Raw genomic sequence first — 13,677 nt, forward strand, 5'->3', positions numbered from 1 at the left:
ATGACATTATCTTGTCCGGACAAATAGCGGCCAGGTCAATGACTGTTGATCTGCTGAGCCTCTCCGGGCGCGTCGTCGTGGTCGCCGGTGCCGCGGGTGGCGGTATCGGCACGGCGGTGACGCGCATGGTTGCTCGGGCGGGAGCGACGGTTGTCGCGGTGAGCCGTGGCCAGGACAATCTGGACCGCCATGTCGGTCCGCTGGTGGCCGAGGGACTGGCGGTGTTGCCGGTGGCCGCGGACGTTTGCACCGATGAGGGAATCGAGGCCACGTTCGAGGCCGTGCGCCGTGCCGACGGCGACTTGCACGGTCTGGTCAACGTCGCCGGCGGCGCCGACCCGTCGAGCTGGATGCCGAGCACCCGGGTCCGGCGCAGCGACTGGCATGAGCTGTTCGCCAGGAATCTGGAGGCGATGTTCTTCATGAGCCAGGCGATCGCCGCGGAACTGAAGAGTCGCCAGCGGCCGGGTTCGATTGTTTCGCTGTCCTCCATCAGCGGGATGAACGCCGCTCCCTTTCACATCGGTTATGGCACAGCCAAAGCCGCGATCGTGGCGGCGACCCGCACCATGGCCCTCGAACTCGCCTGCGACGAGACCGCGGCGGGATCCCCGATCCGGGTCAACGCGGTGGCACCCGGGGTGACCGAGACGCCGGCGTCGCACACCTATACCGACGTCGACCCCGAACGTGATCGCCGCGCCATTGCGATGGGGCGGCGGGGGCGTCCGGACGAGGTGGCCGGGGTGATCCTGTTCCTGCTCTCCGACCTGTCCAGCTACATCACCGGCCAGACGCTGCTGGTCGACGGCGGCCTGAACCTCAAATGGGGACATCTGGGTGCCGACAACACCTCCTTGTTCCTCAAGGACGAGTCGTTTCGGGCCGCGATCAAACGCTGGGACGAGGCCTGAGGTGACCGACCACAACGACGGGAGGGCAGAACCGATGGACGCGGCCCGCCACGACGATGTCGAGGCGACGTTGACCGGTGCGGTCGCCTTCGGGGTCGACGCGTACATCTGCGCGGACTACGCCCGAGCCGAGCGTGACAAGCTGTGGCGCAAGGTATGGCAGCAAGTCGGCAGAGTGGAAGACCTTCCCAAGGTTGGCAGCTACCTCACCTATGACATTCTCGACGACTCGATCGTGGTGGTACGCAGCGCAGCCGACACCTTCAAGGCCCATCACAACGTCTGCATGCACCGGGGCCGTCGGCTCGTCGACATTCCCCCGGGAGCCAAAAACGTTTGCGGCCACAAGAAGTCGTTCGTCTGCGGGTTCCACGGCTGGACCTACGACCAGGACGGCAACTGCGTCCACATCCCCGAGAAGCCGGACTGGCAAGGCGCGCTGACCCCGGAGAACACCCACCTGGCCGCGGTCAACGTCGACACCTGGGGCGGCTGGATCTGGATCAACATGGATCCGGCCGCGCAGCCATTGCGCCAGTACCTGGAGCCCGCGGCCACCATGCTCGACCCGTTCCGGTTGCAGGACATGCGCTGCAAGTGGCGAAAGTGGCTGACCTTCCAATGCAACTGGAAGGTGGCGATGGAGGCGTTCAACGAGACTTACCACGTCGCAACCACCCATCCGCAGTTCAACACGTTCGGCAACTTCCGCGGCTGGGCGGCCGCCCACGGCCGCCACAGCAATATCGGCTACGACGCGCCGAAGGATCTGGCGCAGACCAAGTCCAAGATCCGGCTCGGAACCGGAGCCGATCCGCGGGTATCCACCGCCGAAATGCAGCGCTACACGCTCGAGGAGACCAACGCGTCCACCACCAGAACGCTGGTGGACGCCGCGCTGCGTCTGGTCGAGGAGTTGCCCGAAGACGCACCCGCGGGTCAGGTACTCGATCACTGGCTGACGTCGGCACGGCGTGACGACGCCGCCCGCGGCGTGGTCTGGCCGACCATCGATCCCGAACACCTGGCCCAAAGCGGCACCGCCTGGCAGATCTTTCCCAACTTCCAGATCGGTCAAGGCCTCACCACCGCCCTGTGCTACAGCGCCCGGCCACACGGATACGACCCCGACCAATGTGTCTTCGAAGCGTCCTGCTACGAGCTGTATCCCAAAGGCGAAGAGCCGCACACGGAGTGGGTCTACGCGCCGCCGGATGACCCGGGTTGGCGCAGCGTGCTGCCACAGGATTTCTCCAACATGGCCGCGGTCCAGCAGGGCATGAAGTCGGGGGGCTTCGGCGGCCCCAAGCCAAACCCGTACATGGAGCGCAGCACCGCCAACTTGCATCGCAACCTTGCCGAATACATGGGCACCGGCGCACCACGAGAACTCTGAAGGGGATCGGATCAATGAAGGTCAACATCGGACTTGGCGCCCACAATTCACTGGACTGGGAGCGGGTGCTCGCCGAGGACTACGATCGCCCGCCCAGCACTGCGGACTGGGAATGCGTCCAGGCCACGCTCGCGCTCGGAGACCTGGCCGAACCACTGGGCTTCGACGGCATCTGGTTGTCCGAGCACTGCGGCACACCGTATGGCATGACGCCCAACCCGATTCAGGCGCTGAGCTACTTCGCCGGAAGAACCGAGCGGGTCAATCTCGGCACGTTCGTGGCCGTGGCGCCCTGGTGGCATCCCGTCCGGCTGGCTCACCAGATGGCCTACCTGGACATCATCTCCAACGGGAGATACACGACGCTTGGCATCGGGCGCGGGGTGTCCAAGGGGGAGTTCGCCGCGGTCGGCGTACCGCGTGAAGAAAGCCGGCAGCGGTTCAACGAAACCCTGGACATCCTCGCCCTGGCCTTCAGCGGAAAGCGGTTCGCCTATGAGGGCGAAATCTTCACCGTTCCAGAGATGTCGCTTCGCCCCGAACCCCTCAGCTCCCACCTCTTCGCGCGGATCTACAGCTCATCGTCGACCGCGGAATCCCTGGAGATCCTCGCCCGCCGCGGCATGGTCCCGCTGTTCGTGGGCAACAAGCCGATCGAGGATGCCGGGCGAGAGGTGCAGCAAGTGAACACCTTCCGTCAGGAGGAAGGACTGCCGCCGTGCCAGCCGAAGAATGTCATGTTCATGTACTGCACGGCCAACGCCGAGCAGGCCGCAGAATCCGAGGAGTGGATCTGGACGGCCAACCGCGATGTCACCGTGCACTACGGATTCGCCGACGCCTCGAACTTCAAGGGGGTCAAGGGCTATGAGGCCTATGCCGCACGTGAGGCCAGTGCGACTGCGGTGCTGGCCTCGTCGGTGACCGGTGACGCCAAGGGCGGTCCCCCTAAAACCCCCGGCTATCACGCATCGAACCTGCTCATCGGGACGCCGGAGGAGATCTACCACCGAATCACCGCCGCCCAGGCGGCGTGCTCGTTCTGCGAGCTGACCATCGTTGTGCAATTCGGCACCATGCCCTACGAGCAGGCGATGGCCAGCACTCGGCTGTTCGCCCAAGAGGTGCTACCCGCGGTGCACCGGATGGACGCACCGCTACACCCCGCGGCGCTGCCGGCCAACGCCCTCGCGTGACTGAGATGACCGCCCCTGACTGCCCACCCACCCAGACACCCGGCGACATCGACCTTCCCGCGCTGCGCGAGAAATACCGTCATGAGCGCGAGAAGCGGCTGCGCCCGGAAGGTTCCAGGCAGTACATCGAGCTGGTTGACGATTTTGCCGGATACTACGAAACCGATCCCTATTCGCCACCGCTACAGCGTGATCCGATATCGGCCGACATCGACGTGCTGGTACTCGGCGGTGGTTTCGGCGGTCTGCTCTGCGGTGCCCACCTGAAGAAGGCCGGCGTCGCTGACGTCAGGATCATCGAACTGGGCGGCGACTTCGGAGGCGTCTGGTATTGGAATCGCTATCCGGGCCTGCAGTGTGACAACGAGTCATACTGCTACATACCGCTGCTCGAAGAGCTGAACTACATGCCGAGCAAGAAGTTCGCCGACGGTAGCGAGATCTATGAGCATTGCCGGCGCATCGGCAAGCACTACGGCCTCTATGACTCCGCGATATTCGGCACGCAGGTACGGGAGCTGCACTGGGATGAGGCGATCAGGCGCTGGCGCGTCGGCACCAACCGCGGCGATAACGTCCGGGCCCGCTTTGTGGTCATGGCCTCGGGCCCGTTTCACCGGCCGAAGTTGCCGGGCATCCCGGGCATCAAAGATTTCCGGGGTCACAGCTTCCACTCGGCACGCTGGGACTATGAGTACACCGGCGGGGACAGCACCGGGGGGTTGACCGGGCTGGCCGACAAGCGCGTCGCGGTCGTGGGAACGGGGGCGACGGCTGTGCAGATAGTGCCGTTCCTGGGCCGGTATGCCAAGCACCTGTACGTCTTTCAGCGCACGCCTTCGTCAGTGGGGGAGCGCAACAACACACCCACCGACCCGGAATGGGCGAAGTCACTGCGGCCGGGCTGGCAGAAACAGCGGCAGCGCAATTTCCATTCCTGGACCTTCGAGGGGATGGCGCTGGGCCAACCCGACTACGTGTGCGATTTCTGGACCGAGCTGGGTCGCAATACCGCCGCGCGGGTGCTGGCGCTCGAGGATCCGGCCGCACTCGGCCCCGAGCAGTTCATGGCGATCCGTGAGGAAGAGGACTACAAAGTCATGGAGCGGCTGAGGCGCCGAATCCAGAGCATCGTCGATGACCCGTCGACCGCCGAGGCGCTCAAGCCCTACTACCGATTTCTATGTAAGCGGCCGTGCACCAACGACGACTATCTGCAGACGTTCAACCGGTCCAACGTGACCCTGGTCGACGTCTCGCAGACCAGGGGTGTCCAGCGGGCCACCGAAACGGGGCTGGTGGCCAATGACACCGAGTACGAGCTCGATTGCATCATCTACGCCAGCGGTTTTGAGATCACCACGCAGATCAGCCGCCGCTACTCCATCGACGAGATCAGGGGCCGCGACAACGTGTCGCTGTTCGACTATTGGCGCAACGGGTACCAAACGCTGCACGGCATGACCAGCCGCGGATTTCCCAATCAGTTTTTCACCGGATTCACCCAGGTAGGCATCTCGGCCAACATCGCCGCCAACTACGAATTGCAGGGCGAGCACATCGCCTACATCATCGCCGAAGCGCTGGCCCGGGGTGCGACCGTCGTCGAACCCAGCCAACAGGCACAAGACCAGTGGTGCAGGACCATTCGGGAAACCGCGATCGACAACACCCAGTTCGATCTCGAGTGCACGCCCGGCTACTACAACAACGAAGGCGGCGGCCCCGGTGCGGCCGAAGGCGAGGGAATCCGTTCCCACATCGGCGAACCCTACGGCCCGGGTTTTTACGCATTCGGTGATCTGCTTGCCCAATGGCGAAGCAAAGGCGATCTGAATGGCCTCATTCTGGAATCGTGATGACTGAACTCAGGTTCGACGATCGGGTCGCCGTGGTGACCGGCGCCGGCCGGGGCCTGGGCCGGGCGTACGCGCTGCTGCTGGCGGCCAGAGGGGCCAAAGTCGTGGTCAACGACACCGATGGTTCGCTGGCCGGTGCCGGTGGCGACCCCGCTCCCGCACACCAGGTGGTGGCCGAGATCACCGGGCTCGGCGGGCAGGCGGCCGCGTCGCTGGACTCGGTGACGACACCCGCCGGTGGTCAGGCGATCATCGAAACCGCGCTCGAGCGCTACGGCCGGATCGACATCCTGATCCACAATGCCGGCAACGTGCGCAGCGCGCCGCTCAAGGAGATGAGCTACGAAGACTTCGATGCCGTCATCGACGTGCATCTTCGGGGCGCCTTCCACGTCGTGCGGCCGGCATTCGGGTTGATGTGTGACCAACTTTACGGCCGCATCGTGTTGGCTTCCTCGATCGGCGGCCTGTACGGCAACCAGGGGGCCGCCAATTACGCCGCGGCAAAAGCCGGCTTGATCGGCTTGTCCAATGTCGCCGCAGTCGAGGGCGCGGCCAGTGGTGTTTTGTGCAACATCATCGTTCCCTCCGCGGTGACCAGAATGGCTGACGGCCTGGATATTTCGTCGTACCCGCCGATGGGCACCGAGCTGGTGGCCCCGGTGGTCGGTTTGCTGGCGCACGAGTCCTGTCCGGTCAACGGTGAGATGTTGATCGCCATCGCGGGCCGGGTGGCGCGGGCGGTGGTCGCCGAAAGTCTCGGCGTGCAGCGCCTGTCCTGGTCGATGGAAGATGTTGCCGAAGGGCTCTACGCCATCCGAGATCTGGCCGCACCACTGGTCTTTCCCGCGGTCCCCAGCGGACATTCAGACCACATCCGCTACAGTTTCGAGTCGGCCGCGTGGGCGAATCGAGGAAGCGCGCACCATGTCTGATTGCGGGTCCGATTGCGACTCTAGTTTGGGGGCCGGTGCCGTGAAGCGCACCGGCCCCCAGTCCGGCGTGCGCGTCGTCGATCTCACCGCGATGGTGATGGGGCCCTACTGCACCCAGATCATGGCCGACATGGGGGCCGATGTCATCAAGATCGAGCCCCCGCAAGGCGACGACACCCGGTACGTCTCGGTTGGGCCGGCCGCCGGCATGAGCGGCGTGTTCGTCAACGTCAACCGGGGCAAGCGCAGCGCCGTCATCGACCTGAAGTCCGATTCCGGCCAGGCCGCCGTGCGGGCCCTGATCGAAGGGGCCGATGTCTTCATCCATTCCATGCGCGCCAAGGCGATCGCCCGGCTTGGGCTGAGCTATCCGGAGGTCGCCGCCATCAACCCGGCCATCGTCTACACCAACTGCTACGGATACGGCCGGCGCGGCCCCAACCGGGATCTGCCGGCCTATGACGACACCATTCAGGCGGCGTGCGGACTGCCGTCCGTGCAAGAGCAGCTCACGGGTGAGCCCAGCTACGTGGGAACGATAATGGCGGACAAGGTCGCCGGACTCACCGCGCTCTACGCGACCATGATGGCCCTGTTCCACCGGGAACGTACCGGGCAGGGCCAAGAGGTCGAGATCGGGATGTTCGAGGCCGTGGCGTCGTTCATGCTGGTCGAACATGCCAACGGCGCGATGTTCGATCCGCCGCTGGGCCCGGCGGTCTATCCGCGCACCGTGGCGCCCAATCGGCGGCCGTATCGCACCAGCGACGGCTACCTTGCCGCGCTGATCTACAACGACAAACACTGGGCCGCTTTCGTCGATGCGGTACGGCCCCCATGGGCCAGCGAGCAGTACGCCACCCTCGAGGGCCGGGCCCGCCAGATCGACACCGTGTACGCGCTGCTGGCCGAGACCTTTGCGGCGCGGACCACCCAGGAATGGCTGGATCTGCTCGAGGAGCTCGAGATACCCGCGTCAGCGCTGTCGAGTCCGGCGGAATTGTTCGACAACCAGCATCTGAATGCCGTCGGATTCTTCGAAACCATCGACACTGCCCACGGACCGGTTCGCTTCCCGGGAGTGCCGACCTGGTTCTCCCGGACCCCGGGCCGGGTATCGGGTCCGGCCCCGCAGTTGGACGCCGATACCAGCGCGGTGTTGGAGGAACTGGGCATCAACGCTGCCGATGCGCAACCAGCCGGCCCGGCCTAGCCCGAAATAGCGGCCAAGTCGTCGAAAAACCTTGCTACACCTAGGCGTGTCTGCAAAAGGATCCACCGCTGCCGCATCTAAGCTTGCTGGCATCACGAGGAGGGGCAGCGACGTATCGGCAGCAACTTTGGCGCGGGGCGACAGGGTGCTCCGGGCACGCTAACAGCAAGCACTGAGCCGGGCGGGTATGACCTCGTGCCGGAGTCTTCTGCTACCCGCAAACGTTGGATTGCTCCGGTGCGACGTGCGGGCCGCACCGCAATCTGGGACCGCGCGGGGCGACAGCGCGGAATTCCTGCGCTGGACGGCCTGCGCGCGGTGGCCGTCGCGCTGGTGCTCGTCGGGCACGGCGGCGTTCCCGGAGTGGGCGGCGGCTTCATCGGCGTGGACATCTTCTTCGTCCTGAGCGGCTTCCTGATCACCTGGCTACTCTTGGACGAATTGGGTGGCTCCGGTCGGATCGATCTGACCGGGTTCTGGATTCGCCGCGCGCGCCGGCTGCTGCCGGCGCTGGTGCTGATGGTGCTCACCGTCGCCGCGGCCCGCGAGCTGTTGCCCTACCAGGCGCTCACCGGACTGCGTAACGACGCGCTGGCGGCCTTCCTGTGGATGGCCAACTGGCGGTTCGTCGCACAGAAGACCGACTATTTCACCCAGGGCGCGCCCCCCTCGCCGCTGCAACATACCTGGTCGTTGGGGGTGGAGGAGCAGTACTACATCGTATGGCCGCTGTTGTTGATCGCGGTGACACTGCTCTTGGCGGCCCGGGCCAGGCGCTATTTCCAGCGGGCCACCCTCGGCGGCGTCCGGTTCACCGTATTCGTGATAGGCATCCTGGGGGCCCTGGCCTCTGGCGCGGCGGCCATTGTCTTTGCGTCCGAGTCAACGCGTGACCGGATCTATTTCGGCACCGATACTCGGGCCCAGGCCTTGTTGGTCGGCGCCGCCGCGGCGGCGTTGTTGGTGCGCGATTGGACGGCGCTCAACCACGGCTGGTGCCTGGTCCGGACCCGGTGGGGGCGGCGCGTCGTCCGCTTTCTGCCGGTCATCGGGGTGGCGGGCTTGGCGGCGCTCACCCACTTTGCCACCGGAAACGTCAACGAGTTCCGCCACGGTCTGCTGATCCTGGTCGCCCTGGCCGCGGTCTTCGTGGTGGCGCCGGTTGCGCTGGAACAACGCGGAGCGGTCGCGCGTTTGCTGGCGTGGCGCCCGCTGGTCTGGCTGGGCACCATCTCCTACGGCATCTACCTGTGGCACTGGCCGATCTTTTTGGCCCTCAACGGCGAGCGCACCGGGTGGACCGGAATGCGGCTGTTCGCCGCGCGGTGTGCCCTCACCGTGGCGATCGCCGCGTTGTCGTGGTGGCTGTTCGAGCAACCGATCCGGCGCTGGCGCCCGGCGCGAGTACCGCTGCTACCCCTGGCGGCGGCCACCGTCGCCAGCGCGGCCGCCGCCACCATGCTGGTTATCCCGGTCGGCACCGGCCCGGGCCTGCGTGAGGTAGGCCTGCCACCCGGCGTTTCGGCGGTCGCCGCGGTCTCACCGTCACCGCCGGAGCCGGTCGCGCCGGGACCAGCCGCCGCGCCACGAGATCCGAACCGGCCATTCACCGTTTCGGTGTTCGGTGACTCGATCGGCTGGACCATGATGCATTACCTGCCTGCCACACCCGGATTCCGATTCATCGACCACACCGTCATCGGTTGCAGCCTGGTGCGGGGCACGCCGTATCGCTACATCGGTCAGACATTGGAGCAACGGCCGGAGTGCGATACCTGGCCCAGCAGATGGTCCGCCCAGGTCAGTCAAGACCGGCCCGATGTCGGGCTGCTGATCATCGGTCGCTGGGAGACCGTGGACCGGGTGAACGAAGGAAAGTGGACTCACATCGGAGACCCGACCTTCGATGGGTATCTCAACTTCGAATTGCAGCGGGCGCTCAAGATCGTCGGATCCAGCGGTGTCCGGGTGATGGTGGCCACGGTGCCCTACAGCCGGGGCGGCGAGAAGCCGGATGGCCGCTTGTACCCGGAGGACCAGCCGGACCGGGTCAGGCAATGGAACGACATGTTGCGCAAGACAGTTAGCCAACACCGAAACGTCGGGATCATTGACCTCAACAAGAAGCTGTCCCCAGATGGGGTTTATACGGCCAAGGTTGACGGGATTCAGGTGCGCAGTGACGGCGTTCACCTCACCCCAGAGGGTGTGAAGTGGCTGATACCGTGGCTCGAGGAGTCGTTGCGCTAGTCGTTAATCGGCCGTGCGACAGCTGATTTCCATGCTGTCGCTGCTTCTGGCGGGAAAGTTGAAGCTCACGTAGCCGTTGGCGGGGTCCCGGATGTAGTCCAGGTAAGGCCGGGAACCGGCGGACTCGGTGTTGTCGGCAAGGATCAATGCACCCGCCGGCAGCACCGGCTCCAGCAGCCTGACGACGGGTAGGTACAGGTCTTTCCAGCCGTCGAGCAGCACGAATTGGACCGGTCCGGGCACGGTTGTCAGCGTCGCGCGCGCATCCCCTTCGGCGACGGTGATCACGTCGGCCAGCCCGGTGTCGGTGAAGGTCTGCTTGGCGGCGGCGATCTTGCTGGCGTTGAGTTCGGTGGTCACCACCCGGCCGCTGCCGTTGTCGCGAACCGCAGCCGCGAGATGGATGGTGGATATGCCGAAAGACATTCCGAACTCGACGACGGTCGTGGGTCGGATCGCACGGACCAGCGCATACATGAGTCGGCCGGCCTCCGGTGTCACCGGGATGTAGAACTCGCTCATCGCGTCGGCCCGTTGCTGCGCATCCCCAGACCACAGCCGTTCGATTTCAGCGCGTCGCTCGCGCAGCGCCGTCATTTCGTTTGCGGCTGCGGCGTACATCCGGTCCAGCGCCGCGGCGACTTTGGCGTCCTGCAAAGTGGTGCCCATGCCGGCGAGGGTAGGCCGCCACCATCGCCAGTGCCATCGTTGGTGGTGGCCGTTACCAAATAGCCGTCGTGATGCATCAAGTCAAGATGCCTGCGAAACCTGGTTCATGCATCAGGTAAGGAATGCCCGCGAAATCGGGGTCAGGTGGTGGTCTTGCTTTTGATGCGGATGCCGGCTTTGAGGGCGGGTAGAGCGGCGGGTATGGCGGCGGGGTAGAGCTGTTCGGTCTTGTCTTTGGCGAGTCTGAGCAGGGCGGCTTGCAGGTCGGCGATCTGGTGGGCGATCGCGGCGGGGTTGAGGCTGTTGCGGTAGGTGAGCAGCTCTGTTTGTTGGGCCGCTGAGAGGACTCCGGCGGCCAGCAGCCGGTCCAGGGGTCTGGGGCTTGTCGTAGAGCCGGCGGCGGTGACCGTCGCGGCTGCAGCCGTAGCTGATGGGTTTGATGGTGGGGGTCAGGTAGTTGAGCCGGTCGTTGACCAGGTGCCACAGCCGGTTGAGCACGGCGCGTTCTTCGTCGGTGTCGTAGCGGTAGTAGAACCCGTAGCGACGCACGAGGTGGTTGTTTTTGGACTCGATGGTGGCCTGGTCGTTCTTCTTGTAGGGTCGTGAGCGGGTGAAGAAGATCTCCATGTCCGCGGCCCACTTGATGACCGCCTTATTGAGGAATTCGGTGCCGTTGTCGAAGTCCAAACCCGTTACCTTATAGGGATTTTAGTAATTCCGGTTTTGAGGGCGCCCAGGATGTGGGGTGGGCGTTGTTGCGCACCGTGCGGGTGAACACCCAGCCGATGTGCATGTCGGTGAGGTTGACCGTGCGGGCGAACTCACCTTTCAGTGTCGGGCCGCAGTGCGCCACGGTGTCGCCTTCGAAGAACCCCGGAGATTCTTCGGCCTCATCGCCTGCTTTGCAGATGGTGATCGAGGACCGCAGCAGCGGGGAGGGTTTCGTCGTCGACACACCCGAGATCTGGTCGCGGGCCTTGGCGCCGCGCAGGTAGCGGTCGATCGTGGCGCTGCTCATCGCCAACAGCTCGGCACGCACCGCCGGGCCGTAACGGTCACGGCCGTCCACCAGTTCGCCGTGGCGTTCTAGAGCGTGTCTGCTTAATGTGAATGGTGTTTTGGCTGATGCTGTTTGGGTGATGCGGATGCATGCGATTTCTGATGATTTGTGGTCGCTGATCGTGGCGGTGTTGCCTGCGGGGCGGCGGCGTGGCCGGCCGTGGAACGATCATCGACGTACTCTGGAGGGCATTATCTGGCGTTACCGTACGGGATCTCCGTGGTGTGACCTGCCCGAGCACTTCGGTCCCTGGCAATCGGTGGCCGAGAGGCATCTACGCTGGTCGGTCGATGGCATCTACGCGCGGATCTTCGCGGCGATCGCCTCTGACCTCGACGCCGAGGACGCCGACCTGGGCGCACTGTTGTCGGTCGATTCGACCAGTGTGCGCGCCCACCGACACGCAGCCGGAGCGCCCCGGGCGCCGCACAGGGGGATCTGTCGAATTACAAGAAATATCTCGATGAGCCCGATGACCACGCCATTGGGCGTTCCCGCGGCGGGCTGACTACCAAGATCCACGCCTTGACCGACCAGCTGTGCAGTCCGGTCACCCTGGCACTGTCGGCCGGTCAAGCCGGTGATAATCCGATGCTTTGGCCATTGCTGGCCGCCCGGTGCAGCAACTCATACGCCCCGTTTCACCTGCTGGCGGACAAGGCGTACTCCTATGACTCGACGCGGGCACAGCTGCGCCGGCTCAAGATCGCCCATACCATCCCCGAGCGCAGCGACCAGATCACCCGCCGCAAAGCCAAAGGCCGCAACAGAGGACGGCCTCCGGGGTTCTCAGGCCGAATCTACAAGCACCGCAACACCGTCGAGCGAAGCTTCAACCGGCACAAACACTGGCGCGCGGTCGCCACCTGCTACGACAAATACGCCCTGACCTACCTCGGCGGTGTCACCCTGGCCGCCATCATCACCTACCACCGCGTCCGCAATTAGCAGACAGGACCTAGAGCATCCAACTGAAGTGCCATGGAAGCGGCCAGGTACCGGCCGCACTGCCCGCCTGAGGCCGCCCACACCTTCTGCAACACCTTGAGCGCATCCTAGAGTACTTCGGATTGCGTTGCCGGCGAGTCCGTTTGGCGACCTGCCGACCCGCTCCCGGCGGCGCGGCCGCCGCCCTCAACCGCCGCCGGGCGTTGTCACGCGACCAGCCGGTGACCGCCACCACCTGATCCAGAATCTGCCCCTTGTCCGCCTTCGGCGCCCCCACATACGCCCTGGCGAACTTCGCGGTGATCTCGGCCCGAGACGACATCGACAGCCCACTTCCCATGCCTGCTGAGGATCGACCGTTTCGCGGGCATTTTTACGTGATGCACCGAGGGCGCTTCACGGGCATTTTTCGTGATGCTTGCCGGCCGTTTGACGAGCAGCGGGTTTCGGTGCGAGCATGGTTCCCGCAAGCACCTCGGTAGGCGATGAGTCTGCATGGATACAGGCCACTGACCCCGAACGTCGAGAGACGCCCCGGGTCAGGACAGCTCTTCCCGGCCTAAGGGTTGAGCCCAAGTGGCTTCCGGATAGTCCGGATACGCCGTGCAGTGCCGAAGCTCCCACGAGAGGGGTGCGTTCGACGATGCGTCGCCGTACGGTCATCCCTCTTGCATAGGTGATGTGACGACACCCCCGTGTGTCATGGCCGTGAGGAGGTGAGGGCGAGATATGAGTGACATCAGTCCGGGCGATAGTCCCTATCCGAAATCCGTCTTCCCCCGATCCGGTTCCGGCATTTCTTCTACCGCCTAAGCCTTGTCGGGCCTTCACCAGGATCTGTGCCCAATCCGTGGGGCACCAGCGCCATGAAGGCCCGGGACACCTTGACGCGTTGAATGACGTAAGCCGATCGGTTTTCCACCAGGAGTAAGATCATGGCTTTGGTTGCTACACAACGTATTCCCTACATGACCGGTTTTCCGGGACGTTCGCTGCTCAGTGCGGGCCGGCGGCTGACCAACAAGTGGTCCGCCCACTTCGTCCTGACACCGCAGGAGCGCGCCAACCGCTACGTGTCCAGGATGCCGATCGCGGTGGTTACCGCGTCGCTGGGTGGACATCCAGATCTGGGCACCAACAACTACCGCTAATTCCCTGAGCCGCAACGAACTCGGCGGCGGACGCTGACCCGGTGTCCGTCGCCGGGAGTGGCTTGCGCTGTCCGGTTCGCCACCCC

The 13,677-nt window shown here is 64.8% G+C and carries 12 protein-coding genes, 1 pseudogene and 1 riboswitch; of the genes and pseudogenes, 9 read left to right on the forward strand and 4 right to left on the reverse strand.

Annotated elements, in window-relative coordinates; translation table 11 throughout:
- Positions 1-38 precede the first annotated feature (38 nt).
- From G6N41_RS06035 to G6N41_RS06065, 7 genes are all read left to right on the forward strand, one after another.
- Positions 39-914: an SDR family NAD(P)-dependent oxidoreductase gene (locus G6N41_RS06035; RefSeq protein ID WP_020731394.1), complete on the forward strand. Its 876-nt coding sequence runs from the start codon at positions 39-41 to the stop codon at positions 912-914.
- A gap of 34 nt (positions 915-948) precedes the next feature.
- Entirely contained in the window at positions 949-2,310 is a 1,362-nt protein-coding gene (locus G6N41_RS06040; protein WP_198967740.1) for an aromatic ring-hydroxylating oxygenase subunit alpha, read from the forward strand.
- A gap of 14 nt (positions 2,311-2,324) precedes the next feature.
- Positions 2,325-3,506: an LLM class flavin-dependent oxidoreductase gene (locus tag G6N41_RS06045; protein WP_198966874.1), complete on the forward strand. Its 1,182-nt coding sequence runs from the start codon at positions 2,325-2,327 to the stop codon at positions 3,504-3,506.
- A 5-nt stretch (positions 3,507-3,511) separates the two neighbouring features.
- The gene (locus G6N41_RS06050; RefSeq protein WP_198966875.1) at positions 3,512-5,365 is read left to right on the forward strand and encodes a flavin-containing monooxygenase; all 1,854 of its coding nucleotides are present in this window, start codon (positions 3,512-3,514) and stop codon (positions 5,363-5,365) included.
- Positions 5,365-6,300 (forward strand): SDR family NAD(P)-dependent oxidoreductase, encoded by a 936-nt coding sequence (locus G6N41_RS06055; RefSeq protein ID WP_198966876.1) that lies wholly within the window; start codon positions 5,365-5,367, stop codon positions 6,298-6,300. The genes G6N41_RS06050 and G6N41_RS06055 overlap by 1 nt, the downstream gene beginning before the upstream one ends.
- Entirely contained in the window at positions 6,293-7,513 is a 1,221-nt protein-coding gene (locus G6N41_RS06060) for a CaiB/BaiF CoA transferase family protein (protein WP_198966877.1), read from the forward strand. The genes G6N41_RS06055 and G6N41_RS06060 overlap by 8 nt, the downstream gene beginning before the upstream one ends.
- A 195-nt stretch (positions 7,514-7,708) precedes the next feature.
- A complete protein-coding gene (locus G6N41_RS06065; RefSeq protein WP_198966878.1) occupies positions 7,709-9,763 on the forward strand; it encodes an acyltransferase family protein in 2,055 nt (684 codons plus the stop codon).
- A gap of 3 nt (positions 9,764-9,766) precedes the next feature.
- Here the strand turns inward: G6N41_RS06065 and G6N41_RS06070 are convergent, their stop codons facing one another.
- From G6N41_RS06070 to G6N41_RS06080, 3 genes are all read right to left on the reverse strand, one after another.
- On the reverse strand, positions 9,767-10,432 hold the full coding sequence (locus G6N41_RS06070; RefSeq protein WP_198966879.1) for an O-methyltransferase: 666 nt from the start codon (positions 10,430-10,432) through the stop codon (positions 9,767-9,769).
- Between the two features lie 111 nt (positions 10,433-10,543).
- Positions 10,544-11,119 carry a hypothetical protein gene (locus tag G6N41_RS28095; protein WP_231608534.1) on the reverse strand — a complete coding sequence of 192 codons (576 nt, stop codon included), beginning with the start codon at positions 11,117-11,119 and terminating at the stop codon, positions 10,544-10,546.
- A gap of 10 nt (positions 11,120-11,129) precedes the next feature.
- Entirely contained in the window at positions 11,130-11,501 is a 372-nt protein-coding gene (locus tag G6N41_RS06080) for a hypothetical protein (RefSeq protein ID WP_198966880.1), read from the reverse strand.
- Between the two features lie 67 nt (positions 11,502-11,568).
- Between G6N41_RS06080 and G6N41_RS06085 the strand changes: the two are divergent.
- Positions 11,569-12,440 (forward strand): annotated as a pseudogene (locus tag G6N41_RS06085) (IS5 family transposase).
- Between the two features lie 10 nt (positions 12,441-12,450).
- Here G6N41_RS06085 and G6N41_RS06090 read toward each other — a convergent pair.
- On the reverse strand, positions 12,451-12,762 hold the full coding sequence (locus G6N41_RS06090; protein WP_198968063.1) for a hypothetical protein: 312 nt from the start codon (positions 12,760-12,762) through the stop codon (positions 12,451-12,453).
- A 145-nt stretch (positions 12,763-12,907) separates the two neighbouring features.
- A riboswitch (M-box (ykoK) riboswitch) is annotated at positions 12,908-13,078 on the forward strand.
- Positions 13,079-13,375: 297 nt separating this feature from the next.
- On the opposite strand from G6N41_RS06090, the gene G6N41_RS06095 reads away from it, so the two are divergent.
- Positions 13,376-13,591 (forward strand): hypothetical protein, encoded by a 216-nt coding sequence (locus G6N41_RS06095; RefSeq protein ID WP_012392300.1) that lies wholly within the window; start codon positions 13,376-13,378, stop codon positions 13,589-13,591.
- The last annotated feature ends 86 nt before the right edge of the window (positions 13,592-13,677 follow it).

This window comes from Mycobacterium shottsii (assembly GCF_010728525.1).
GTDB lineage: Bacteria > Actinomycetota > Actinomycetes > Mycobacteriales > Mycobacteriaceae > Mycobacterium > Mycobacterium marinum.